Source organism: Sphingopyxis panaciterrae, from assembly GCF_011762125.1.
In the GTDB taxonomy this organism is placed as follows: domain Bacteria; phylum Pseudomonadota; class Alphaproteobacteria; order Sphingomonadales; family Sphingomonadaceae; genus Sphingopyxis; species Sphingopyxis panaciterrae.
In genome coordinates this window covers 78,836-98,875 of the sequence record NZ_JAASQN010000002.1, presented here as the reverse complement: position 1 = coordinate 98,875, position 20,040 = coordinate 78,836, and the positions used below count along the sequence as shown (strand labels likewise).

At 61.9% G+C, this 20,040-nt stretch carries 26 protein-coding genes; all 26 read left to right on the top strand.

Annotated elements, in window-relative coordinates:
- Positions 1–9: 9 nt before the first annotated feature.
- The 26 genes from FHR22_RS08200 to FHR22_RS08075 all read left to right on the top strand — a co-directional run bounded on the left by FHR22_RS08200 (position 10) and on the right by FHR22_RS08075 (position 20,034).
- On the top strand, positions 10–405 hold the full coding sequence (locus FHR22_RS08200; RefSeq protein WP_166941025.1) for an Imm39 family immunity protein: 396 nt from the start codon (positions 10–12) through the stop codon (positions 403–405).
- Between the two features lie 422 nt (positions 406–827).
- Entirely contained in the window at positions 828–1,286 is a 459-nt protein-coding gene (locus FHR22_RS08195) for an Imm30 family immunity protein (protein ID WP_166941023.1), read from the top strand.
- 146 nt (positions 1,287–1,432) lie between these two features.
- A complete protein-coding gene (locus FHR22_RS08190) occupies positions 1,433–2,098 on the top strand; it encodes a hypothetical protein (RefSeq protein WP_166941021.1) in 666 nt (221 codons plus the stop codon).
- Complete coding sequence (locus tag FHR22_RS08185; protein ID WP_166941019.1) at positions 2,095–2,739, top strand: hypothetical protein; 645 nt, start codon at positions 2,095–2,097, stop codon at positions 2,737–2,739. Before FHR22_RS08190 ends, FHR22_RS08185 begins: the two co-directional genes overlap by 4 nt.
- 397 nt (positions 2,740–3,136) lie before the next feature.
- A complete protein-coding gene (locus FHR22_RS08180) occupies positions 3,137–5,386 on the top strand; it encodes an RHS repeat protein (RefSeq protein WP_166941017.1) in 2,250 nt (749 codons plus the stop codon).
- Between the two features lie 298 nt (positions 5,387–5,684).
- Positions 5,685–6,395, top strand: coding sequence for a flagellar hook-basal body complex protein (locus FHR22_RS08175; protein WP_166941015.1), 711 nt, complete (start codon positions 5,685–5,687; stop codon positions 6,393–6,395).
- Positions 6,392–7,165: a flagellar hook-basal body protein gene (locus tag FHR22_RS08170; protein ID WP_166941013.1), complete on the top strand. Its 774-nt coding sequence runs from the start codon at positions 6,392–6,394 to the stop codon at positions 7,163–7,165. The genes FHR22_RS08175 and FHR22_RS08170 overlap by 4 nt, the downstream gene beginning before the upstream one ends.
- A gap of 5 nt (positions 7,166–7,170) precedes the next feature.
- Complete coding sequence (locus FHR22_RS08165; RefSeq protein ID WP_166941011.1) at positions 7,171–7,857, top strand: hypothetical protein; 687 nt, start codon at positions 7,171–7,173, stop codon at positions 7,855–7,857.
- The gene (locus FHR22_RS08160; protein WP_166941009.1) at positions 7,847–8,440 is read left to right on the top strand and encodes a flagellar basal body L-ring protein FlgH; all 594 of its coding nucleotides are present in this window, start codon (positions 7,847–7,849) and stop codon (positions 8,438–8,440) included. The genes FHR22_RS08165 and FHR22_RS08160 overlap by 11 nt, the downstream gene beginning before the upstream one ends.
- A gap of 1 nt (position 8,441) precedes the next feature.
- Positions 8,442–9,566, top strand: a complete 1,125-nt coding sequence (flgI, locus tag FHR22_RS08155) for a flagellar basal body P-ring protein FlgI (protein ID WP_166941007.1) — start codon at positions 8,442–8,444, stop codon at positions 9,564–9,566.
- 9 nt (positions 9,567–9,575) lie between these two features.
- Positions 9,576–9,920 carry a flagellar basal body rod protein FlgB gene (locus FHR22_RS08150; RefSeq protein ID WP_166941005.1) on the top strand — a complete coding sequence of 115 codons (345 nt, stop codon included), beginning with the start codon at positions 9,576–9,578 and terminating at the stop codon, positions 9,918–9,920.
- Positions 9,920–10,369 (top strand): flagellar basal body rod protein FlgC, encoded by a 450-nt coding sequence (flgC, locus tag FHR22_RS08145; RefSeq protein ID WP_166941003.1) that lies wholly within the window; start codon positions 9,920–9,922, stop codon positions 10,367–10,369. The genes FHR22_RS08150 and flgC overlap by 1 nt, the downstream gene beginning before the upstream one ends.
- Positions 10,366–10,686, top strand: coding sequence for a flagellar hook-basal body complex protein FliE (gene fliE, locus FHR22_RS08140; protein ID WP_166941001.1), 321 nt, complete (start codon positions 10,366–10,368; stop codon positions 10,684–10,686). The genes flgC and fliE overlap by 4 nt, the downstream gene beginning before the upstream one ends.
- Before the next feature lie 9 nt (positions 10,687–10,695).
- Complete coding sequence (gene fliF / locus FHR22_RS08135; RefSeq protein WP_279588409.1) at positions 10,696–11,928, top strand: flagellar basal-body MS-ring/collar protein FliF; 1,233 nt, start codon at positions 10,696–10,698, stop codon at positions 11,926–11,928.
- Positions 11,929–12,022: 94 nt separating this feature from the next.
- Positions 12,023–12,304 (top strand): hypothetical protein, encoded by a 282-nt coding sequence (locus FHR22_RS08130; protein ID WP_166940997.1) that lies wholly within the window; start codon positions 12,023–12,025, stop codon positions 12,302–12,304.
- The gene (locus FHR22_RS08125; RefSeq protein WP_166940995.1) at positions 12,301–12,984 is read left to right on the top strand and encodes a FliH/SctL family protein; all 684 of its coding nucleotides are present in this window, start codon (positions 12,301–12,303) and stop codon (positions 12,982–12,984) included. The genes FHR22_RS08130 and FHR22_RS08125 overlap by 4 nt, the downstream gene beginning before the upstream one ends.
- The gene (locus tag FHR22_RS08120; RefSeq protein ID WP_166940993.1) at positions 12,981–14,300 is read left to right on the top strand and encodes a FliI/YscN family ATPase; all 1,320 of its coding nucleotides are present in this window, start codon (positions 12,981–12,983) and stop codon (positions 14,298–14,300) included. The genes FHR22_RS08125 and FHR22_RS08120 overlap by 4 nt, the downstream gene beginning before the upstream one ends.
- The gene (locus tag FHR22_RS08115) at positions 14,293–14,742 is read left to right on the top strand and encodes a hypothetical protein (RefSeq protein WP_166940991.1); all 450 of its coding nucleotides are present in this window, start codon (positions 14,293–14,295) and stop codon (positions 14,740–14,742) included. Before FHR22_RS08120 ends, FHR22_RS08115 begins: the two co-directional genes overlap by 8 nt.
- A gap of 107 nt (positions 14,743–14,849) precedes the next feature.
- Positions 14,850–15,497, top strand: coding sequence for a hypothetical protein (locus FHR22_RS08110; protein ID WP_166940989.1), 648 nt, complete (start codon positions 14,850–14,852; stop codon positions 15,495–15,497).
- Positions 15,494–15,931: a flagellar hook assembly protein FlgD gene (locus FHR22_RS08105; RefSeq protein WP_166940987.1), complete on the top strand. Its 438-nt coding sequence runs from the start codon at positions 15,494–15,496 to the stop codon at positions 15,929–15,931. The genes FHR22_RS08110 and FHR22_RS08105 overlap by 4 nt, the downstream gene beginning before the upstream one ends.
- Positions 15,924–17,111, top strand: a complete 1,188-nt coding sequence (locus FHR22_RS08100; protein ID WP_166940985.1) for a flagellar hook-basal body complex protein — start codon at positions 15,924–15,926, stop codon at positions 17,109–17,111. The genes FHR22_RS08105 and FHR22_RS08100 overlap by 8 nt, the downstream gene beginning before the upstream one ends.
- Positions 17,108–17,890, top strand: coding sequence for a FliM/FliN family flagellar motor switch protein (locus FHR22_RS08095; protein WP_166940982.1), 783 nt, complete (start codon positions 17,108–17,110; stop codon positions 17,888–17,890). The genes FHR22_RS08100 and FHR22_RS08095 overlap by 4 nt, the downstream gene beginning before the upstream one ends.
- 18 nt (positions 17,891–17,908) lie before the next feature.
- The gene (locus FHR22_RS08090; protein WP_166940980.1) at positions 17,909–18,163 is read left to right on the top strand and encodes a FliM/FliN family flagellar motor switch protein; all 255 of its coding nucleotides are present in this window, start codon (positions 17,909–17,911) and stop codon (positions 18,161–18,163) included.
- Between the two features lie 22 nt (positions 18,164–18,185).
- Positions 18,186–18,563, top strand: coding sequence for a hypothetical protein (locus FHR22_RS08085; protein ID WP_166940978.1), 378 nt, complete (start codon positions 18,186–18,188; stop codon positions 18,561–18,563).
- Complete coding sequence (gene fliP / locus FHR22_RS08080; protein WP_166940976.1) at positions 18,560–19,291, top strand: flagellar type III secretion system pore protein FliP; 732 nt, start codon at positions 18,560–18,562, stop codon at positions 19,289–19,291. The genes FHR22_RS08085 and fliP overlap by 4 nt, the downstream gene beginning before the upstream one ends.
- A gap of 32 nt (positions 19,292–19,323) precedes the next feature.
- Positions 19,324–20,034: a sigma-70 family RNA polymerase sigma factor gene (locus FHR22_RS08075; RefSeq protein WP_166940974.1), complete on the top strand. Its 711-nt coding sequence runs from the start codon at positions 19,324–19,326 to the stop codon at positions 20,032–20,034.
- Positions 20,035–20,040 lie beyond the last annotated feature (6 nt).

The following is a 20,040-nucleotide window of genomic DNA, read 5'->3' as shown; positions in this document are numbered from 1 at the left end:
ACGGCATAAATGGCGCATAATCGGAAACTAGTGATTGGCGGTGTGGCTCTCACCATGGCAAAAATACCGGCCAAGCAAAATGGCGCTGCCGCCACTCGCGTTCGGGATGAGCTTGAGAAGGAAATGATTCAGTCCGGCTATCTCGAGAACGCGCCCTTCGGCTGGGTTGGATTGCTCGTACGCTATGGCTTGGTCGATGAGACCGAACCTCACTATGAAAAAATCAATCACAAGCATGGGGATTTGCCGCTCGCAATTGAGGTCGACACGCATCGGCTTCTGAACGCATCCGAAGACGAGATGGCAGCGGTGTATCGTAAAGCGGCGCTTATCGCTTTGGTTCATGCAGGTGAGAAATACGCGCTGAAGTATGGTCGGATGCAAGAGCTTCTCGCAGAAGCTTGATCGTCTTTCGCCGCAGAGAAAACTGTGGTTGGCGGCGGGCCCAGGCTACTTCCTGGCGAGGGCATGGTTGGAACTTACGACGATCTAATCGCATCAGGCACTAAAGGCGACGACATCACGCCACATCACATTCCTTCCAGCGCTCGAATGGAACTCGAGGGTGTCTCGCGAGGGAACGGTATCGCCATCAATATGGAGCATCCCCATCCTGGTGTCGGCGGTCGGCATAGGGCTACGTTCACCTATTTAACCAAGGCGGACATTGCTATGACGCCTCGTGAAGCGCTGGCAGCGGGTATATGGGATGCACGTCAGATTTACCGGGCCGAAGGGCTTTACACCCCTCAAATCCGGTCTAGCCTGCAAGAGGTAATACGGATGAACAAAGTCAACCATGTAACTATCTTAGTGAAGTGAGAGCGATGAGCGGTAACTATAAGCATTGCCTCGCCGACTTGCGACGCGAGATCGAAACGGGTGGGGCGCGTCCAGCTGTAATCGACATCGCCGTCCATGAGCTTTTGGCGGAAGGTGATGAACAGATTCCGGGCGATCTGCTATCTCTGCTGTCGGACAGCGCGGAATACGATGAGGGAATGTTTTCTCTCATCCACGCTGCCGAAGCATGCGAGGATGGCGTCTATATTCACGCCCTGCTCTCTGTCTTCCCCGGCCTTGTGTTATCATCGCCACGCTGGGCTTCGATTGTCTTGATGAGGGTGCTGAACGGCCCATCAGCTCAATCCGAGATGATAAAACAACTGCGCACCGCTCCCCCCCCGGTCAAGGAAGCAGTGCGCGAGATGTGTGACCGTATCAACTCGGTTAGCCCGCAGTTCTTGAGCAAGACCGTGCCGGTGACAGTCGCTGCTTCTGAATGAACATGCCTAGCGGGCGCATGGCGTCTGCCGGACAGCATTGTTGCCGCAGAAGGCGCGACTGACTTTATCGCAGGCCGGTTGGGTGGGGCAGGGCATCGATCGCCGCGATCGACTTTGGCGCCGGCATCGCCTTGGGCGCGCTCGACATGGTGGGCGCGCTCCCCGGGGCCGTCGCCAATCCGCTGGATACCGCAGGCGGCGTGGTTGGCAGCGTCATGGGCGGTGCGGCGGCATTGACCGATGCGGCGCTGATCCCGGACAGCCGTGGTGGTCATATGGTCCAGCAAGCAGCGGCGAACCTGCGCGCCATGGACGCTACGCAGTGGAACGTGGCGAGCGGCGAACTGGCGTTGGGACTGGTCGGCGGCAGCGCCGCTGCCAAGGTCGCCCTGCGCGGCGTCCCGGGCGTGGTCGGGGCCGCAGAAAGCGGATCAACGGTCGTCTGGAATAATGGCTGGCGCACTTTAGACGGCAAGTTCGCAAGCCCTCTCGGAACTGGTCGCGCGGGCGGCGGCGCGGAAGTCGGTGTATGGGACGCTATCGCGGCGAAGCCTGGTTGGAGTGTCCGTACCGGTAATGTTGCCGTTCGTGACGCTTCTGGTCAATTGCGGTATTACGACGGGATTGCAATCTCGCCTCGCGATCGGGTAAGTGGTCTCGAGGTCAAATCGGGAACTTCTACACTGACGGCACCACAGCGGATTTTTGATTCAACATTGAATTCGAAAGCTAATAATGTCGCGATTGGCGTCGGTCAAAGCAGGGGAATCACAGTGCAGCGCTCGATATTGATAAAGGCGACCGGGCAATGAACATGAAGGACGAAATCAAGGCTTGCCTGATTGCGAGCATGGAAATGATGCTTGACCCATACATGATCGAGCATGGTTTTTCACGCCATGCCAAAAGCCTTGTCTATAAGCGGCACCTGCAAGGCTCAAAGCAAATTATTGATGTGACCGTCCAAGTGCATCCCAAAGACAACCCCAGCGCTGCCGCAGCTGTTTATCCGATAATGGAAGTAGAGGTGCCAGCGGTCGATAGCGTCCTACAAGATATGATAGGTGATAATCTCGGCCTGCTGGAAGGCGTGACGAAAGGGTTGTCAAACCAACCAATTGAGTTCACTTCCCAGAAGGCTGAAAAAGCGCGCTGGTATGTATATCAGTCGGATTCGGTGCCGGATATCATTGAAGGCATCAAAATGTTCATCGATCGTTGGACAATACCTTTTTTAGATGTCTATGTGACACCCGAGGATATAGTTGCCGCTGATGAACGGGGCGATGGTCGCATGGTGGCGGACCGTGCTCATCGGATGCGCGTTGTCGCAGCTGCTCTTGTTTGCAATCGGAAAGATTATGCTCAGGCTTTGATGGAAAAGCGGCTCGGAGCACTTGGCGCACGGCGACGTTACCAACAAGTGTATGACTATATTCAGCAAGCTGCCTGAATTACGGTGACAGGAATTACGGGGAATTACGGCGAGAGGTGCAAAAACCCCTAAAAAGCTGTCACCGCAAAAACCGCTGTCCTACAAAACCGCGCTGCTTTAGCCTCCTCGCGATGCTGCACTCTGCCTCTCTTTCATCCTCGCTTTGCTCCCGCGTGCTTGGTCACGCGCCCGGGGCACAGCCCTTCGACAGGCTCAGGACAGGCTTTCGCGAGGCGACCCCATCAGGAGCCGAAAACGAGGGGTATGTGGCGTGACCTTTGGGATAAACTTGCGAGGCTCTCGCCAAACTGTCGTGCTATCGGAAGGGGGGGCAAACTGATTGCGTAAGTCATTGATGGTGGCAAATTAGACAACGTAAGCCAGCCGCCTCTCGGCGACGAATGGCGGCGACGGCGTGTGGAAGCTTTTCGGCTATGACAAGAATGGCAACCAGACGCTGGCGATCACCAGCGCGGGTTACGACCTGAAGAACAAGACGTTCGACCAGGCGTTCGCCGAGATAGCGAGCGCCACCAATGGTGCAAAGGTGAACGCGACCTACACGGTCTACGACAAGCGTGGTCTGGCGACGGCTGTCGTCGAGGAAGGGCGCCAGCTCACCGGTACGAGCGACAGCCAGCGGCTGACCACCAGCCGCCGCTACAACGCGTTCGGCGATGTGCTGACCGAAAGCGATGCCCGCGGCGGGCTGACCAGCTACGCCTACAACAATATCGGCAAGCTGACCCGCAAGGAGGGGCCGACGGTAGAGGTCACCTATGAAAATGGCGCGACGCAGTGGATCAAGCCGGCGACCGATTATTATTACGACAAGGCGGGCCGCCTGGTCGCCTGGTGCGACGCCAATGGCGACTATGCCGCGGGCGGGACGAGCAGCAACGGCGCGAGCAAACTCGCCGACAAGGGCAATCTCACCCGACTGGCCTTGCTCGCCGGCACTGGCTATAACGGCAGCGCCGCGCTGGTCACCGCCGAAACCCACGCCGACGGCGGGGTCAAGCGGACCCAATATGACATCCACGGCATGGCACGCACCCTGATCGACGAAGTCGGCCGCACGACGACGCAGCTGTTCGACCGGCTGGACCGCGTCGTCCAGGTCAACCATGCGGGCGGGCTGACCGACTATTACGGCTATGACAGCCTCGGCCAGCGCACGCAGCATTGGAATAATTACCTCGGCAGCGGCGACAAGGAAACCACCGACTACGACGTCCAGGGCCGCGTCACCGCGACGCGCAGCTTCGGCGGCGACACGACGACGACCAGCTACGCCTGGGACGCGACGATCGCCGCGGCCGGCATGGGCGTCATCACCGGCGGCTGGGCCACTACCGCCAGCACCAATGCCGATCGCACGTCGACGTCTGATTATATTTTCGCCACCGTTGAAAAGGCTGACACCTTCGGCCGTACCGTTGATCGGATCGATGCCGGCGGGCAGGATTTCGACTATATCTATGATATTAGCGGGCGCCTGATCACCGAAAACAGCCAGGATGTCTTTGGCACGGCGCAACGCCGCAAGACCTATTCCTACTTCAATACCGGCCAAATCGCATCGATCGTCAGCGGCATTGCTGCTACCAACACGACCTTTAAGCGCGATACCACCACCTATAGCTATGATGCGGCGGGCAACCAGATAAGCGAGCGCCTGTTCCACGAATGGGGCAAGTTCACGCCGGGCGGCTGGGATCACAGCAACCCGCAGGAGCCTAATCCATATCCGCCAATCTATGAGTCGGGCAGCGAACTGCGCAGCAATGGCATCGCGACCTATGATGCATTGGGCCGCATGATCCGCTATCGCGACCTTGCCGCTTCGGGCGCCGACAATGTCGACAAGCGCTGGGATTATGACGCGACCGGCAACGTCCGCAAGATCGGCACCGTCTATCGGGCGATGCAGGCAGGCGGGACGCTTTCGGCGACGACCAGCAGCGTCGATCAATGGTATCGCTACGACAGCCTGAACCGGGTTGTCACGAGCAAGGGCATCTTGAGCGGCGGGGTGATCGTTCGCGGGACGAGCGGCACCGATCTCACCTATGATCAGGGGAATCAGCGCCAGTCGGCGCAAACGGGTTCGGCAGCGCAGGAAATTTATATTTACAACAATGCCGGGCTCGTCACCACAGTCGTCATCGGCGGGGTGACGCGGGCGACGACCAGCTTCGACATTGCGGGCAATATCACCGGGCAGGTCGAGAAGGACGCGAGCGGGACGACGGTCTGCAACCGCTACGACATCGTCTATGACGCGCGGGGGCTGGTGCTGGCGGAAAAGACGGCGACGAAGGAGGGTGGCGACTGGATCTATGCCCATATCGCCAACTATTATTCGGCTGAAGGCACGGGGAGCACGCCGGCGGCGATCGGCTCGGCATCGACGGCGGGTACGGCGACGGGCAATCTTGCTAAGCCGCTGCGCGATAGGAGAGGACGGTCGTGTACAGCCGGGACGCCTGGTATGATGCGAAGAGCCAGTTGCTCGAAGACTATAGCTCGACGAAGAAGGGCAGCGACGTCTTCACCTCGCGGACGGGCTATGACTATGGCGTCGGGTCGGGCTATGCCTTGGGCAGCATCGTCGCTCAACCGTCCGACAATCACAAGAATGGCGACGAAAGGATTGCAGTGACAGTTTACTTAACCCCTAAATTCCGTCGCTAAGGCCCGAGAAAAACTGCTGCCCCACCCCATAATTCCAACGTAATTCTAAACTGTCATCGTAATTCCGTATTCATGTTCGAGCAGATTTTGGTCGCCGCGATGCGATTGCGATCGGGGTGGCCATCTACGACAATGTCGACACAGTCAGTCCGAAATGGATACGGTTCTTGTCGCTTAACCGCTCGGTTCGTCGCGATATCGCATTGTCGCTCTTGACGGGAGCAAGTCGGCGGACGATCTGTTAACCATGTTTTGGGGGCGGAACTTTGGGCAACTTGATCGACGCAGCGGCTTCTATTCTGTCGAATACCGAGAAGCGGCTCGGCACTATATCGAATAATATAGCAAATACATCTACGCCCGGATTCAAGCGAATTATCTCCAATTTCGTAGAAAAATCGAGTGCGAATCGCGGAATTATACTTGGTCCGATTCAGATGTTCGGTAGCGATGTTTCACAAGGAACGTTGAAGAACACCGGAAACTCACTTGATATTGCGATTTCGGGCGATGGGTATTTTCTGATTCGCCGGGGCGATCAATATTTCCTGACCCGGTCGGGCCGCTTTTCGCGCGGTCCCGAAGGGGTGCTGCGGAATGCGGAGGGGCTTGTGTTGCAGTTCGCCGGTGGCGTTGACGCGGCGGTCGAAAGCGATGCGGTGGAAATTTTAAGCGACGGCACTCTGCTCGACCAGGGGGCCGCGGTCGGCCGGATCGGCGTATATGCGGCGCCGGGCGGCGCGTCGGGGCGGGCGGGGGGCGGTCTCTTGCCCCTCGCGGGCGAACCGGCCGAAATCGACGAGGGCGCGTTCGAAATCCGGCAGGGAATGCTCGAATCGTCGAACGTGGTGCTGAGCGACGAAATGGTCGCGCTCATGGCGAACACGCGGCAGGCCGAGGGGGCAGCGCAGTTGGTACGGACCTATGACCAGCTTATCGGACAGGCGATTACGACTTTTGCGAGGGCGGGACGATGAACGGGGCAATGGATATCGGCGCGGTCGCGCTGCGCGCGCAGCAGCGCGCACTCGATACGATCGCCAACAATGTGGCTAATGTGAACACGCCGACGTACAAGCGCGTCGACACGACTTTTTCGGAAGTGATGGGGCGGCAAATCCAGCCGGTCAGCCAGACCGCGCTGCTCGCCGCGCAGGAGATGCTCCCGGCAGGCGGAGTGCGCTTTTCGCCGCAGGAGATGCTGTTCCAGCAGGGCGAAATCCGCACCACCGGGAACCGTCTCGACCTTGCGATCGACGGCGCAGGATTCATCGAGCTGCTTGGCCCCGACGGCCAACTGCTGTTGTGGCGCGGCGGCCGGCTCAAGCTGCTTGAGGACGGCATGCTCGCGAGCGACAGCGGCCATGCGCTGCGGGCGAACATTGTGGTTCCCGACGACGCGACCAATTTGACGATCACGGCGGAAGGGGTTGTAAAGGCCGACCTTCCCGAAACCAAGGGCGCCGAACTGGGACAGATCGCGCTGGTCCGCGTCGCGACCGAAGGCGATGTCGAACGCCTTGACCGCGGTCTTTACCGGCCCGCCGACGATGCGCGGTTGATCGACGCGCGGCCGGGCGAGGATGGCGCGGGGCTGTTCGCGCAGGAACGCGTCGAAAATTCGAATGTGCAGCTGACCGAGGAAATGGTCGACCTGCTCACCGTCCAGCGCGCGTTCGCCGCGAGCGCGCAGATCGTCCAGGCAGCCGACCAACTCGCCGGAATCACGAACAGCCTGAAGCGGTAACGGCGATGCTTTCTGTCCTGCTGCTTCAGGCAGCAACGCTTATCCCCGCAACCCCGGCTGCCGGCGCCACGCTTCTCCATGTCGACGGCGACTATCTGACGCTTGCGCATCTCGCTGCGCCGGGCGACATTCCGGCGGCCGCAGGTGGCGACTTCCGGCTTTTGAAGGCGCCCCACGGCGTAAGGAGCATCGTCCTGACGCTGGACGACCAGAAGCGATTGCTCCATCGTCGACTGCCGGTGTTTCGGATCGCTCCCCGAACCCAGCACGATGTCCGCGTCGAATTTGCGCGATCGGTGAACGGCAACCGCCGCGCCCCTTGTCTCGCGCTCAATCAACCCATCGGTGTCGGTGATCCCGTCGATCGGGCGCAGGCCAGCGTCGTACCGTGCGACCATATGAAGCGTCGGGTGCTGTTATCGTACAGCGAGGATGCCGGGGCGCCCGCGGCGCGCGTGGCATTGCCTGCCGGAGCCTATCTCGGGCCGGTCTTGCTGCCCCTTAAACTACCGCATCGGCGCGGAAGCGAAATGACCCTTCGGACGCGTGTCGGCCCGGTGACGGTCGAGCGCTCGGCGCGCCTCGTCCAGGCAGGGCGTCCAGGTCGCAACGCTTTCGTTGCGCTGTCCGACGGACGCGTCGTCGCGGCGCCCCTACCGGCGGAGGAAGGGAATGGCGACGATGCGAGCTGAAAGGCGCTGGCGATCGGGAGCGGTGCTGGCGGCCATGTCGCTGTTGCTGGCGGCGATGCCGGGGGCGGCGGAGGATCTTTACAAGGGCGGGGGATTTCCGGCGATCGCGTCCGATATCAAGGCCGCCGGCGTCGGCGACGCCGTCACGATCGTTATCTTCGAGAACGCCAGCGCGTCGAACCGCGTGACGAACCGCTCGAGCAAGAAAACGCAGGTTCAGGGTGGGCTCAGCGCCGGATCGATCGACGAACATGGCAGCCTCGACTTCGGGGGCGGCTTCACTGGCACCGGCGAAGTCTCGCGGTCCGAACAGCTCGTCGCGCGGATCACCGCGCAGGTCACCGGCATGGCCACCAATGGCGACATGATGATCGAAGGGCAGCATAATATGCTGATCAACGGCGAGAATCGGAATATCCGGATCCGCGGCCGCATCCGCCCCGTCGACATCATGAGCGACAACAGCGTGGTCTCCTCGCGGATCGCCGACGCCCAGATCAGTTTCGACGGCAAGGGCTTTGTCAGCCGCAGCGCCAAACCAGGCCTGCTCAACCGCATCTTCGGCTTCCTCGGGATCGGTTGAGATGCGAAAGATCGTGATCCTCCTTGCCGCGATGCTGATGGCGCTTTCGCACGCGCCCACCGCGATGGCTGCGCCGGGCGAGGTGCAACTCACCGCGCTCGGGCGCTTCAGCGGCTGGCGCCAGAATGCGCTCATCGGCTATGGCCTCGTTACCGGTCTTGCCGGTTCGGGGGACACGCGGCGCAGTGACGTGACGCGGCAGGCGTTGCGTAACGTGCTGGCGCGGCTCGGCACCGTCGTGACCGAGGAGCAGATCAGCAGCCGCAACGTTGCGGTGGTGATCGTGACCGCGATGCTGCCCGCATCGGCCAATCCTGGCGACCGGATCGACGTCACTATCTCGTCGATCGGCGATGCGCGTTCGCTCGCCGGCGGAACCTTGCTCATGACGCCGCTGCTCGGCCCCGACCAGCGCCCCTATGCGCTGGCGCAGGGACCGCTCACCGTCGGCGGCTTTGATTTCGAGGCGAATGCCAACCGGCAGCAACGCAATTATCCCACATCCGGAATGGTGCCCGGCGGCGCGACGGTCGAAACTGCGGTTGACGCGTCGGTGCTGAATGACCGCGGCGAGATCAGCTTCCTGCTGACCGACCCCAGCTTCACCACCGCGGAGCGGATCGCGACGCGGATCAACGCGACGATGGGATCGGGGACAGCAAACGTCCGCAACGCCGATGAGGTCGTCATCCATTTCGGCGGCAACCGGGCCGGGCTCGCGGCGTTCGTCGCCTCGATCGAGGCTCTCGCGGTCGCGCCCGACCGGCCGCAGCGTATCGTGATCAACGAACGGACCGGGACCATCGTTGCCGGGGGCGACGTGCGTGTATCGAGTGTCGTCGTGTCGCAGGGCGATATCAAAGTCGCGGTGACGACCGAAAATTATGCATCGCAGCCATCGTTCATCGGCGGCTTCGCCTCCGACGTGCAAAGCCTGATCGTCAGCAACACCAAGCTGGAGGTCGACCAGGGCGGCAACGACCATGCGATGCGCTTTCCCGACAGCAGCGTAGCGGCGCTCGTCGAGGGATTGTCGCGCGCGCGTGTCGATACACGGCGCACGATCAGCATCCTGCAGGCCATGAAGGCCGCAGGTGCCCTCCATGCCGAAATCATCGTTCAATAGGATAATGTGATGGATCCGATATCCGCCTCGTTAATCTCCAAAGCCCTCGACGGCCTGCATTTGCGCGCCGCAGTAATCGCCGAGAATATCGCCAACAGCAATTCTATCGGTTTTCAACCGCGCGGGGTCGCGTTCGAACAGGAATTGCGTGCAGCAGCGTCGCAGGGCCTGAAAGCGATCAACGACAGCCCGGCGAAGATCATGCCGCTGTCCGACGAACTTGGCGATCGTGCGGTGCGGCTCGACATGGAAATGGCAGAGGCGGCGCGAACGTCGACGCGCTATGCCGCGTTGATCGATATCCTCGGCCGCCAGATGCAAATCGAGCGCACAGCGATCCGGGGAGGCCAGTGATGGATGCTTTCGCCATCAGCATGAGCGGTATGGACGTCGAATGGCAGCGGTTGCAGGTCATTGCGCAGAATATCGCCAGTATGAACACCAGCCGCACTGGCCCGGCCGGCTATCTGCCGCGCAAGCTGGTGTCGGGCCCCGCAACCGGATTCAACCGTCTCGTCGATCAGGGACTGGCACCGCGACAGGGCGCGATGCGGTCCGATCGGGCGCCGCAGGGGGTCGCCGTCTATGAAATCGCCGAGGTCACCGGCGGCGTGCGCGAGGTTTATGATCCCCGCCACCCCGACGCCGATGAGACAGGATATGTGACCTATCCGGCGATCAGCCAAGCCGAAGAAATGACGCTGATGGTCAAGACGAGCCGCGCCTATGAAGCGAATATGGTGGCGATGTCGGCGGCGCTTCAAATGTATAGTGCGGCACTCCAGATCGGCCGCCAGTCATGACCGCGGTGCTGCCGATTTCACCGGCATCGGTGTCGATATCGATCGACCCTGCGGCGGGCGCATTTGGAGCGGCGCCGGCAAAGGCCGCGACGACACCAGCCACATTCGAATCGCTCCTGACCGGTGGGCTACAGGCCGTCGATGCCAAGCTCGCACGCTCGGAGGCCTTGGTTCGTCAGTTCACCGTCGATGACACGCTCCCGTTGCACCAGGTCACGATCGCGCTCGAAGAGGCGCGGCTGGCGGTGGAAATGGCAATGCAGGTGCGCGCGCGGTTGGTCGAAGGGTACCGCGAACTCATGAACATGCAGCTTTGACGATACACCATGGTCGACGTCCAAAAATCTGAATCGCAGCGTGTTTTCCGTTTCGGAGCGATTAGTTTCGCGGTGCTGGTCCTACTGCTTCTGCTGTCTTATTATCTGTTTTTGGCCAAGGACTATTCGGTCCTTTTCGAAAACCTGCGTGAATCCGATACGTCGGCGGTGACCGCCGAACTCGACAAGCAAGGTATCGCGTACAAGCTGGCCGACGATGGGCATAGCGTGCTCGTCGACCGCGACGCGGTCGCGTCGGCGCGGGTCGCGGTCGCTGCCGCGAATGTACTGGCGGGGGGTGAGGTCGGATTCGAACTGTTCGACGATTCGGACATCGGCTTGTCCGAGTTTTCGCAGAAGATGAATTATCTGCGCGCGCTGCAAGGCGAGCTGACACGGACGATCATGGCGATGGAGGGTGTCCGGTTCGCGCGCGTCCATCTCGCTCTTCCCGAGCGCAGCATCTTCCGTAACGAACAAGCGCATCCATCGGCCGCGATCACCGTCCAGACGACCGACGGTCGCCCGTTGGCGCCCAGCCGCGTGCAGGGACTGCAACAACTTGTCGCCGCTTCCGTGACTGATCTTTCGCCCGAACAAGTGGTCGTTCTGGACGATGCGGGCATGACACTCAGCGCGGCACCGTCCGCCATGGCCCTCGGTTCGGGGCTTACCGAACGCGCGGCTTTCGAGCAATATTCGCAGATCAAGGCGAGCAATGCGATCGAGGAATTGATGCGCGGCCACCCGTTCGAGTTGATCGTTTCGGCGCGCGCCGGAAGCGCCGCCATGACATCGGCGTCTGAGAATGACGCGAAAACCGGTTCAACATCGCACATGCAGATCATCGTCCGCACGATCGATGCACTGCCGCCGGCCGATCAGAACGACATTTCGACGCGCATTGTCGAGGATCTGGCACTCGATCTCGGCGCGGGCGACAGCGTGACGTTCCAGACCGGTGTCGTCCGCCCCCGCGCCACCCCCATGGCCTCGGCCGCCCAGCCGGCGATCGACTGGGACCGGACATCGCGCGAAAGAGCGAGCGAGCCCGCGTCGTCCTTCGCGTTGCCGCATGGCCTGCTGGCGAACCGCTGGCTGTGGCTTTTGACGGGTTTGATTGCGGTGGTCCTGTGGCTCGTCTGGCGCCAGCGCGGATCGTTGAGCGATGATGAGCGACAGCATTTCGCTACCGTGCTGAGCGAGGAACTCGACGCGTTTCGGGCCGAGCGCAATGAGTGACGCATCGCCGACGCTCCAGCGATGGCACAGCCTGTCGCGTTCGGATCGCAAGGCTATTCTTGCACGGCTGGATGACGACCAGCGCCGCGGCCTGATGGCGATGATCGATGTCAGGAATCGCGCGGCGCAAGCGCCTTCACCAACAGACATAGGGATGAAAAATTGGGCGATGTTTTCGTCGCCGCTCTCGCAGCTTTTACATGAACTCGAGGGGCAAACAGAGGCACCGCCGGCCGAACTGCGAATGACTCTCGCCGCCGCCGAACTGCTCCTCGCGTCAGCGCATCAAATTCGCGACGGCGGCGCAAAGGAAGAGAGCTGGCGGGGCCAGATCGGAAGGCGGTGGCGGCAATGGCTGAAGGACATGAATCTGTGACCGCGCTGATCAAAGGCGATGATCCGAGTGGCCTCTTGCTGGTCCGCTCGCTCGGCACGTCGCCCGGCGTCGTGCTAGCTCCGGCCTCGTCCGCCGCGCTGCCTCCCGAAACGGACGACTGCACGCCTCAGCTCGAAACGGCGCTGAGCGAGGCTCGCGACGACCTGGCAGCACTTCGCCGGCAGCATGCCGCCGATATCGAAAAAATCCGAGCTGGAGCGCATGCCGAGGGTGTCGCCGAAGGCGTGAGACGGAACGGGCTGTTGCGCGAAACGCTCGCCAAAGCGGCGACGCGGGCGGAGGCGACGATGAGCGAGGCGTTGCAGGCATCGTTCACTCTTTCGCTGGCGATCACCCGATCTGCGTTGGGGCAGATCTTTGCCGATCAGGAGCAGTGGCGAGCCATGGTGGCGGATATTATTGGCGTCCGCCGCGCGCAGATCGATCGCGATCTTCTGCTCGGCATCCGCGTGAGCGCGAAGGACTTTCCGAACGAGGAGAGTATCGCCGGAATCGCCTCCGATAAGGGTCGCGTGACAATCGTCGCCGATCCGGGGTTGGCCAGCGGCGAATGCGTGTTTGAATTGCGGCTGGGCGAGATGGAGGTCGGTCCCGTGATGCAGGGACGCAATTTGCTCGCTTTCCTCGACCGGCAATTGATGAGCGGGAAGGCGCCATGACTTCGGCTTTGCTCCGCAACATCGCCGCGCAGGATTTCGCCGAATATCGCGGCCGGGTGACCCGCCTTTCGGGCGCGCGGATCGAAGCGGACGGCCCATTGTCGCGGCTGGGCGACTATTGCGAAATCGAAACAGCTACCGGGGATGATGTGCTGGCCGAAGTGGTGGTGGTCGAACCCGAACGCCTCATTCTGATGCCGCTCGCGGCGAGTTCGGCGGTCTCGCTGGGCGGACGGGTCGTTGCCTCGCAGCGCTTTTCGCGCTTCATCGTCGGGGATGGCCTCGCAAATCGTGCGCTCGACGCGCTTGGCCGGCCAATCGACGGGCAGGCCGATCCGGCCGATGTGGAATCGATCGAGCGCCGGTCGGTGCTGGCGGCGGCGCTTGACCGGGTGACGCCCGACCGGCGCATCACGACTGGCCTTCGCGCCATCGACATGCTGCTTCCGATTGGCGAAGGGCAGCGGATCGGCATTTTCGCCGCCAGCGGGGTCGGCAAGACCAGCCTCGTCGAACAACTGTCACGGCAGATCGAATGCGATCATGTCATCCTGTGCCTCGTCGGCGAACGCGGGCGCGAAGTTGAGGCGCTGTGGTCGGGGCATCGCGACAAGCCAGCGGGAGCGGCGACGACGATCGTCGCCGCGACGTCGGATGAAAGCGCATCGATGCGTGTGCGTGCGGTCGAACAGGCGCTTGCCATGGCCGAACATTGGCGCGGCAAGGGCCGGCACGTCGTGCTGTTCATCGACAGCGTCACGCGCCTCGCGCTGGCGCTCCGCGAAGTGGGCCTTGCAGCGGGCGAGCCGCCCACGCTGCGTGCGCTGACCCCCAATGTCTTTTCCGCCCTGCCGAAGATCGTCGAACGGTGCGGAGCGATCCGTGGCGGGGGCGCCATTACCGCGATTTTCACCGTGTTGAGCGAAACCGACGACGTCGACGATCCGATCGTGGAATTGATGAAGTCGCTGCTTGACGGCCATGTCATCCTGTCGCGGCGTCTCGCCGAAAAGGTGCATTTTCCGGCAATCGACGTGGGCAGCAGCGTCAGTCGCCTTGCTTCGCATCTGCTTGATGGGGACGCGCTCGATCTCTCACGCCAAGTACAGACGATCCTTGCCGAATATGCGGAAGCGCGGACGATGGTCGAGAGCGGCATCTACCGCAAAGGGAGCAGCGCGGCGATCGACCGGGCAATCGAGATAATACCGTTGCTGAACGAATTTTTGCGGCAGCCGGCTTCCGAACATGCCGATCCTGGCGCTGCTACGCGGCAATTGCGCGCACTGTTGGTCGACGGACCGACGCATGGATAGGCGGCGCACACTGGGCAAGCTGACACAGCTTGATACCGTCCAGCGTCTTCAACTCGCAGACGCACGACTTTCGCTTGCTGACGCGATGGATGGGCTTCGTATAGCCGGCGAACGCACGTGCGCAAGCGTGCGCGAGCTGCAACTGTCCGAAACCGAGTTCGACGGCATTCTAAGCGCAATATCGTTCGATCCCGATGCGTTGCGGCGCGCCGCCCATGCGATCATGATTGCCGAAAAGAAAGTCACGGAGCGCCGCGAAATCGAAGATCTGGCGCGGCAGGCCGAAAGGGATAAGCGGACGGGCTGGCATCAGCAACGGTCACGGCTGTCGGCGATCGAGCGGCAGCGCCGCAACGTCGAACGCAAATTGGCGCAAATCAGGGAAGATAGGGCTGCGATCGATGCCCTGGCGCTTGCTGCCGAGCGGGAGCGAGGGTCATGACCATCGCCGCCTCGGGCCAATCCGCGCCAACTCCGTCGCAGCCAAAGGATGCTCCGCGCCCAACTGGGCAGAGGGGAGGCAAGCAGGGCAAAGGCGGGTTTGCAGCTATGCTGGGCAGCGCGGGCGCCGCGTCGCCGCTGACCTATCGTCAGCAGGATAATGGAGCGGAAGAGGCGGTCAGTTTTGCTGCGAGGCCGCTGGTCGCGCCGGCGTCGGTGGCAGCGAAAGGCGAAACCGGTCGCAGCGGCGATGCCGGTCAGCGCCTCGCGAAATCGGATGATATCGCCCCGGTTGCGGATGACGGCGCGGCCGCAGAAGCGTCGAGGGTGCGCCGAGGGGTGTTGCAACCGGAAACCCCGGGCCAACGCCCGGCTGTAACGGGCGCAGGAGCGGGAGAGCGTCTCGCTGCGTACCGCACAGCCGGTGCAACGGACCCGGGCGTTACTCCGTTGCCCGCCGCCCCGCAGGCGCACCGCCGCGCGCTGGGTGACGGGATCATGGCTGGCGCCCCCGTCGGACCGAGCAAGCAGAGCGGCATGACCCGTGGCGCAGTGCCAACGACGTTCGACCTTGGCGACGGCGTCAAAATCCATCTTGCCGCTGACGCCGCAAGCCTGCGCGTGCTGGTCCGCGGCGCGCGGCTCGACGCGCAGGAGCGCGGCGAGGTGACGACGCGCATCATCAGACTGTTGCGCGGCCACGGCGTCGCGATTTCGAAACGATCGATCGAATTTGACGGAGGCACGAACGGATGATGCAGGGGGTTGATCCGATCGGAGGTCCCGCGCCCGGCGCGGCGAGCGGCAAGGGAAATGCGACAGACGCGTTCGGGCTCAGCTTTGAATCGCTGCTCAAGATCGTGCTGACGCAGCTGACCTATCAGGATCCGCTGAAGCCGATGGACAATTTCCAGTTCGTCTCGCAGCTCGCCCAGTTTTCGCAGATCCAGCAGGCGCAAACGACGAACGACAATCTGAAGGCGCTCGTGTCGGCGCAAGCCACGTCGCAAGCGGCGAGCCTGCTCGGCAAGCAGGTCGATATTCCGGCGGGTGCATCGGTCATCAGCGGCAAGGTAATCGCGGTCGCCTTCGCCGATGGGCTACCCAATCTGACGCTCGAACTCGAGAATGAGCAGACGGTCAGCAATATTCCGCTCAGTTCGGTGACGCAAATCAGGGAGGATGATTGAGATGTTCGGCGCCATCTACATCGGGCTTAGCGGTCTGACCGCCTATTCGAACGGGCTCAAGGCCGTCAGCAACAATGTCAGCAACCTCAACACGACGGGTTTCAAATCGGCCAACGTGACCTTTTCCGATATTTACGGGACGGGAAGCCAGGGCGGTCTGGAATATGGCTATGGTTTCGGCGGCGGCGGTCATGGTGTCGGCCTCAACGCACCGACGATCAATTTCAGCCAGGGCGAACTGCGTCAGACCGACCGCGATCTCGACCTCGCGATCGACGGCAACGGCTTTTTCGTGCTCCAGGATGGCGACCAATATTATTATACCCGCACTGGCAGCTTCGCCGTCAACGATGAAGGCTTCATCACCCTGTCGGGCACCGATTATCGCTTGGCGGTGCTCGACGACAGCAGCCGCCCCGTCAGCCTCAATATCGATGCTTCGCGGACCAGTGCGCCGGCGGCGACCAACCGGATCAAATTCGCCGACAATCTGTCGAACACGGCGACAAGCTACACGATCCCCGACGTGAAGGTTTATAATGCGCGCGGCACCGAAAGCGTGTGGAAGATCGCCTTCTCCCGGACCGAAACAGTGTCCGACGTCTGGACGGTGAAGGTCACCGATGGCAAGAATCGCGATATCGGGTCCAAAACGTTGAAATTCGTCGGCAGCATGATCGATCCGACGACGTCGACGCTGTTGTTTGAAGACAGCGCCAATGGCCTCAACGTGACCTTCGACTTTTCGTCGAACGTCGTCTCCTATTCCTCGGGCAGCGTTTCGACGCTGCGGACGGCCGAAGTCACCGGTAACCCGGCAGGGACGATCGCGAAGCTTGCGGTCAATCAGGACGGCAAGCTGGAAATCACCTATACGAATGAGAAGAAGCAGGAACTCGGCGCGGTGGCGATCGCCGATTTCCGCGATCCGCAACGCCTTGAACAGCGAAGTAACGGCCTTTTCGTCTCCGACGGCTATGGTCGGCAGCAATATCTGGCGGTCAGCGATACGCGCGTCGGCAGCATTTTGTCGAAGCGCCTTGAGGCATCGAACGTCGACCTGTCGGGGCAATTCGGCGATCTCATTCTCATCCAGCGCGGCTTCCAGGCTTCGTCGCAGATCATCAGCGTATCGAACGATATGATCCAGCAATTGTTCGGAATTCGGGGCCAGGGATGATGATGGCGGTTGCACGGCCATGGCTGCCTGAAGGGGCAATGACGTCGTCGCAAGCCGCCAGCGCGATCGGCGCGACGATCGGCGGCTGGGTCCGGCACTGGTTTCATGCGCCGGCGCTGCGCGCGGCGCCGCGGTGGGTGCGTTGGCCGTTGCCGGCGGGTGAGGGGAATGAAGGCTGGTCCCTGCCGCGGCCGCTGTCGTCGTGCATATCGGTTCAATGCCGGGTCGACGTGCTCGATATCATTGGCCACGCCCTGATTGCCATTTCCAGCTTGCGCGACCATCAACATGCTAATGACCGGCGGCTTTTGCGGTCCGCCGCCAGCCATGTTCTCGCCGACCTCGACGATCGGCTCGCGCCTTTGGTGGTTGAACTGAATATTCCCAAACCTCAACCGGAAGGCGGTCGCTCCGCATCGCTTTTTTGCCTTTCGATCGAGGATGATGCCGGACATGACGTGATCCGCGTCCTCGCTGATCCCACCGTTGTGATCGCGTTCGTCAAGCAAGACATGAAGGGCTCGAAGGACGATGCCCGCTTGACCGGCCGCGTCGATGCGGTCGCCGATGCGCGCATTGCGTGCGCGGCGCTACTCGGACGCGCAACCCTGGCTTATGCGGACGTGCGCGGGCTTGCCGTCGGCGATGTCGTCGTCCTCCAATCCAGCCGCGATGCCGGTTGCGACTTGCTTGTCGAAGGAAAGGTGGCGGCGCACGGGGCTGTCCGGATCGCGGCTGCCGACAATGATACATTCTTCTCCCCAATTAGGACGACATAGTCGATGACGAAAATGCAAATGGCTGAGAGCGACAGGAAGCAGGACGCTTCGCTTGCGCTCGATCATGTTTCGGTTGAAATCGAGGCCGTGCTCGGCGCTACATCGATGACGATCGGCGAATTGCGTGCGCTGGCCAAAGACGAGGTCGTCCAGCTCGCGGCTTCGCTGGCTGATCCGGTCGAATTGCGCGTGAACGGCCGCGCGATCGGCGTGGGCGAGATTGTCGCGGTGGGCGAAAGCTTTGGCGTCCGCATCACGCGCATCGGCGCGTGATGGCAAAGGGCGCTCCATCGCGATGAATGTGATTGTGCTGCTGATGCTCAAGGGCGCGACGGCGCCCGATGACGGGGCGCTTGGTGCCGGCATTTCCTTGTGGAGGGTGTTCGGTGCCTGGTTGCTGTGCATCGGGATCGCGGTGCTGCTCATCCTCGCGCTGCGGCGGGTTCGCGCGGGGCGGGTGAACGCTGGAATAGGCTCGTTCCTTCCGCGCGGTCTCGGCGCCGGCGCACGCGCCATCGAAATCGTCGAAACGCGCCGGGTCAACATGTCGGTCGACCTTTGTATCTTCGATTATGATGGCGAGCGCTACCTGGTCGCGGTCGGAGCTGGTGGATCGACCCTGCTCGACCGCTCGCCGCTGCGTTCGCCGGATTCCGGAGAGGCCGAGCGATGACCGGGCGTCGCTTGGGGCTGTCGCTGATCGTGCTGGCGGGGTTGGGGGTTTCGGATATTGCCTGGGCTGTGACCGACATCGTCCCGAATATCCCGCAATCGGGAAGCAGCGGGGTCGTCCGGACTGTGCTCGTCCTGACCCTGATGGCGTTTCTGCCAACGCTGCTGATTTGCACGACCAGTTTCCTGCGGATCATCGTGGTCCTCGCCATGGTACGCCATGCCTTCGCCATGCCGCAGACTCCGCCCAATGCGGTGCTGACCAGCCTGGCGCTGTTCATGACGATCTTCACCATGGGCCCGGTGCTGGGCCAGGTGAGCGCGGCCGGGCTTCAGCCCCTGCTCGATGGCAAGTCGAACGTGACCGAGGCGATGGACGCCGGATCGGCGCCGCTCAAAATCTTCATGCTTCGCCAGACCCGCGAGAAGGATATTGCGACCATTTATTCGCTGTCGAATACCCCGCTGCCGGCGAAGGCGGAGGAGGTCGAGATGCCGAAGCTGATCCCGGCCTTCATGCTCAACGAATTGCGCGTCGCGTTCAGCATCGGTTTCGTGATTTTGCTCCCGTTTCTGCTGATCGACCTGGTGGTGTCCAGCATCCTGCTGTCGCTCGGGATGATGATGGTGCCGCCAACGACCATCTCGCTGCCGATCAAGATATTGATGTTTCTCCTCATCGACGGATGGAGCCTCGTGATACAGGGGCTTGCCGGTAGCTTCAGATGAAGGGGCATCCGCGTAAAAAACGTGGGATCGACATGATCGCCAAGCCGGAAAGGGTCGAAGCAGCCCTGTGGCGCAACGCGCTCGGCAATGTTGCGGCGGTCCGCGGCCGGATATTCTCGCACTACGCCCGCTTCGCCCGCGGCATTGCGCGCGATCGCTTTCTGGCGCGGCGGAGCGACAATCACGAGATCGGAGATGTCGAACAACTCGCCTATGAGGGGCTGTTACAGGCGATCGACCGCTTTGAACCACTGCGCACCATTCCTTTCCGGGCGTTCGCGCGCCCGCGAATCCTGGGCAGCATCTCGAACGGATTGGGAAAATACAGCGAGGCGATCGCCAACGCCGGCTACCGCCGCCGGACCGAGCGCGAGCGGCTCAAATCACTGATCCCGGCGTCGTCCGGCGAAGCGGACAGTGCGCTGCAACAGCTTTCCCGGCTGACGGCGACGCTCGCGATCGGCCTGATCCTGGAGGAATGGCGTCAAGGCGAGGTCGAGCAGGTCGGCACCAACGAGCCGAACGCTTATGATACGCTGGCGTGGAAGCAGACCGAACTGCTGTTGCGCGGCGCGATCGACGATTTGCCCGCCACCGAGGCCTTTATCGTTCGGCAGCATTATCTGAATGGCGTAAGCTTCCGGCAGATCGCCGCGGCGCTCGACCTGTCGACCGGCCGCGTCTCGCAGTTACACGGGCGCGCCTTGGGCCGGCTGCACGGCCGGCTGGAGAAGGCGGGATGAAGGAAA

Coding starts and splice junctions, on each gene's coding strand:
- fliE (WP_166941001.1), top strand. CDS start 10,366: ATGACCGCGGTGCTGCCGATTTCACCGGCATCGGTGTCGATATCGATC.
- FHR22_RS08100 (WP_166940985.1), top strand. CDS start 15,924: ATGATTGAGATGTTCGGCGCCATCTACATCGGGCTTAGCGGTCTGACC.
- FHR22_RS08150 (WP_166941005.1), top strand. CDS start 9,576: ATGGATCCGATATCCGCCTCGTTAATCTCCAAAGCCCTCGACGGCCTG.
- FHR22_RS08085 (WP_166940978.1), top strand. CDS start 18,186: ATGAATGTGATTGTGCTGCTGATGCTCAAGGGCGCGACGGCGCCCGAT.
- FHR22_RS08165 (WP_166941011.1), top strand. CDS start 7,171: ATGCTTTCTGTCCTGCTGCTTCAGGCAGCAACGCTTATCCCCGCAACC.
- FHR22_RS08160 (WP_166941009.1), top strand. CDS start 7,847: ATGCGAGCTGAAAGGCGCTGGCGATCGGGAGCGGTGCTGGCGGCCATG.
- FHR22_RS08110 (WP_166940989.1), top strand. CDS start 14,850: ATGCTGGGCAGCGCGGGCGCCGCGTCGCCGCTGACCTATCGTCAGCAG.
- fliF (WP_279588409.1), top strand. CDS start 10,696: ATGGTCGACGTCCAAAAATCTGAATCGCAGCGTGTTTTCCGTTTCGGA.
- FHR22_RS08090 (WP_166940980.1), top strand. CDS start 17,909: ATGGCTGAGAGCGACAGGAAGCAGGACGCTTCGCTTGCGCTCGATCAT.
- FHR22_RS08190 (WP_166941021.1), top strand. CDS start 1,433: ATGGTGGGCGCGCTCCCCGGGGCCGTCGCCAATCCGCTGGATACCGCA.
- FHR22_RS08120 (WP_166940993.1), top strand. CDS start 12,981: ATGACTTCGGCTTTGCTCCGCAACATCGCCGCGCAGGATTTCGCCGAA.
- FHR22_RS08105 (WP_166940987.1), top strand. CDS start 15,494: ATGATGCAGGGGGTTGATCCGATCGGAGGTCCCGCGCCCGGCGCGGCG.
- flgC (WP_166941003.1), top strand. CDS start 9,920: ATGGATGCTTTCGCCATCAGCATGAGCGGTATGGACGTCGAATGGCAG.
- fliP (WP_166940976.1), top strand. CDS start 18,560: ATGACCGGGCGTCGCTTGGGGCTGTCGCTGATCGTGCTGGCGGGGTTG.
- FHR22_RS08195 (WP_166941023.1), top strand. CDS start 828: ATGAGCGGTAACTATAAGCATTGCCTCGCCGACTTGCGACGCGAGATC.
- FHR22_RS08200 (WP_166941025.1), top strand. CDS start 10: ATGGCGCATAATCGGAAACTAGTGATTGGCGGTGTGGCTCTCACCATG.
- FHR22_RS08170 (WP_166941013.1), top strand. CDS start 6,392: ATGAACGGGGCAATGGATATCGGCGCGGTCGCGCTGCGCGCGCAGCAG.
- FHR22_RS08075 (WP_166940974.1), top strand. CDS start 19,324: ATGATCGCCAAGCCGGAAAGGGTCGAAGCAGCCCTGTGGCGCAACGCG.
- flgI (WP_166941007.1), top strand. CDS start 8,442: ATGCGAAAGATCGTGATCCTCCTTGCCGCGATGCTGATGGCGCTTTCG.
- FHR22_RS08115 (WP_166940991.1), top strand. CDS start 14,293: ATGGATAGGCGGCGCACACTGGGCAAGCTGACACAGCTTGATACCGTC.
- FHR22_RS08130 (WP_166940997.1), top strand. CDS start 12,023: ATGGCGATGATCGATGTCAGGAATCGCGCGGCGCAAGCGCCTTCACCA.
- FHR22_RS08095 (WP_166940982.1), top strand. CDS start 17,108: ATGATGATGGCGGTTGCACGGCCATGGCTGCCTGAAGGGGCAATGACG.
- FHR22_RS08185 (WP_166941019.1), top strand. CDS start 2,095: ATGAACATGAAGGACGAAATCAAGGCTTGCCTGATTGCGAGCATGGAA.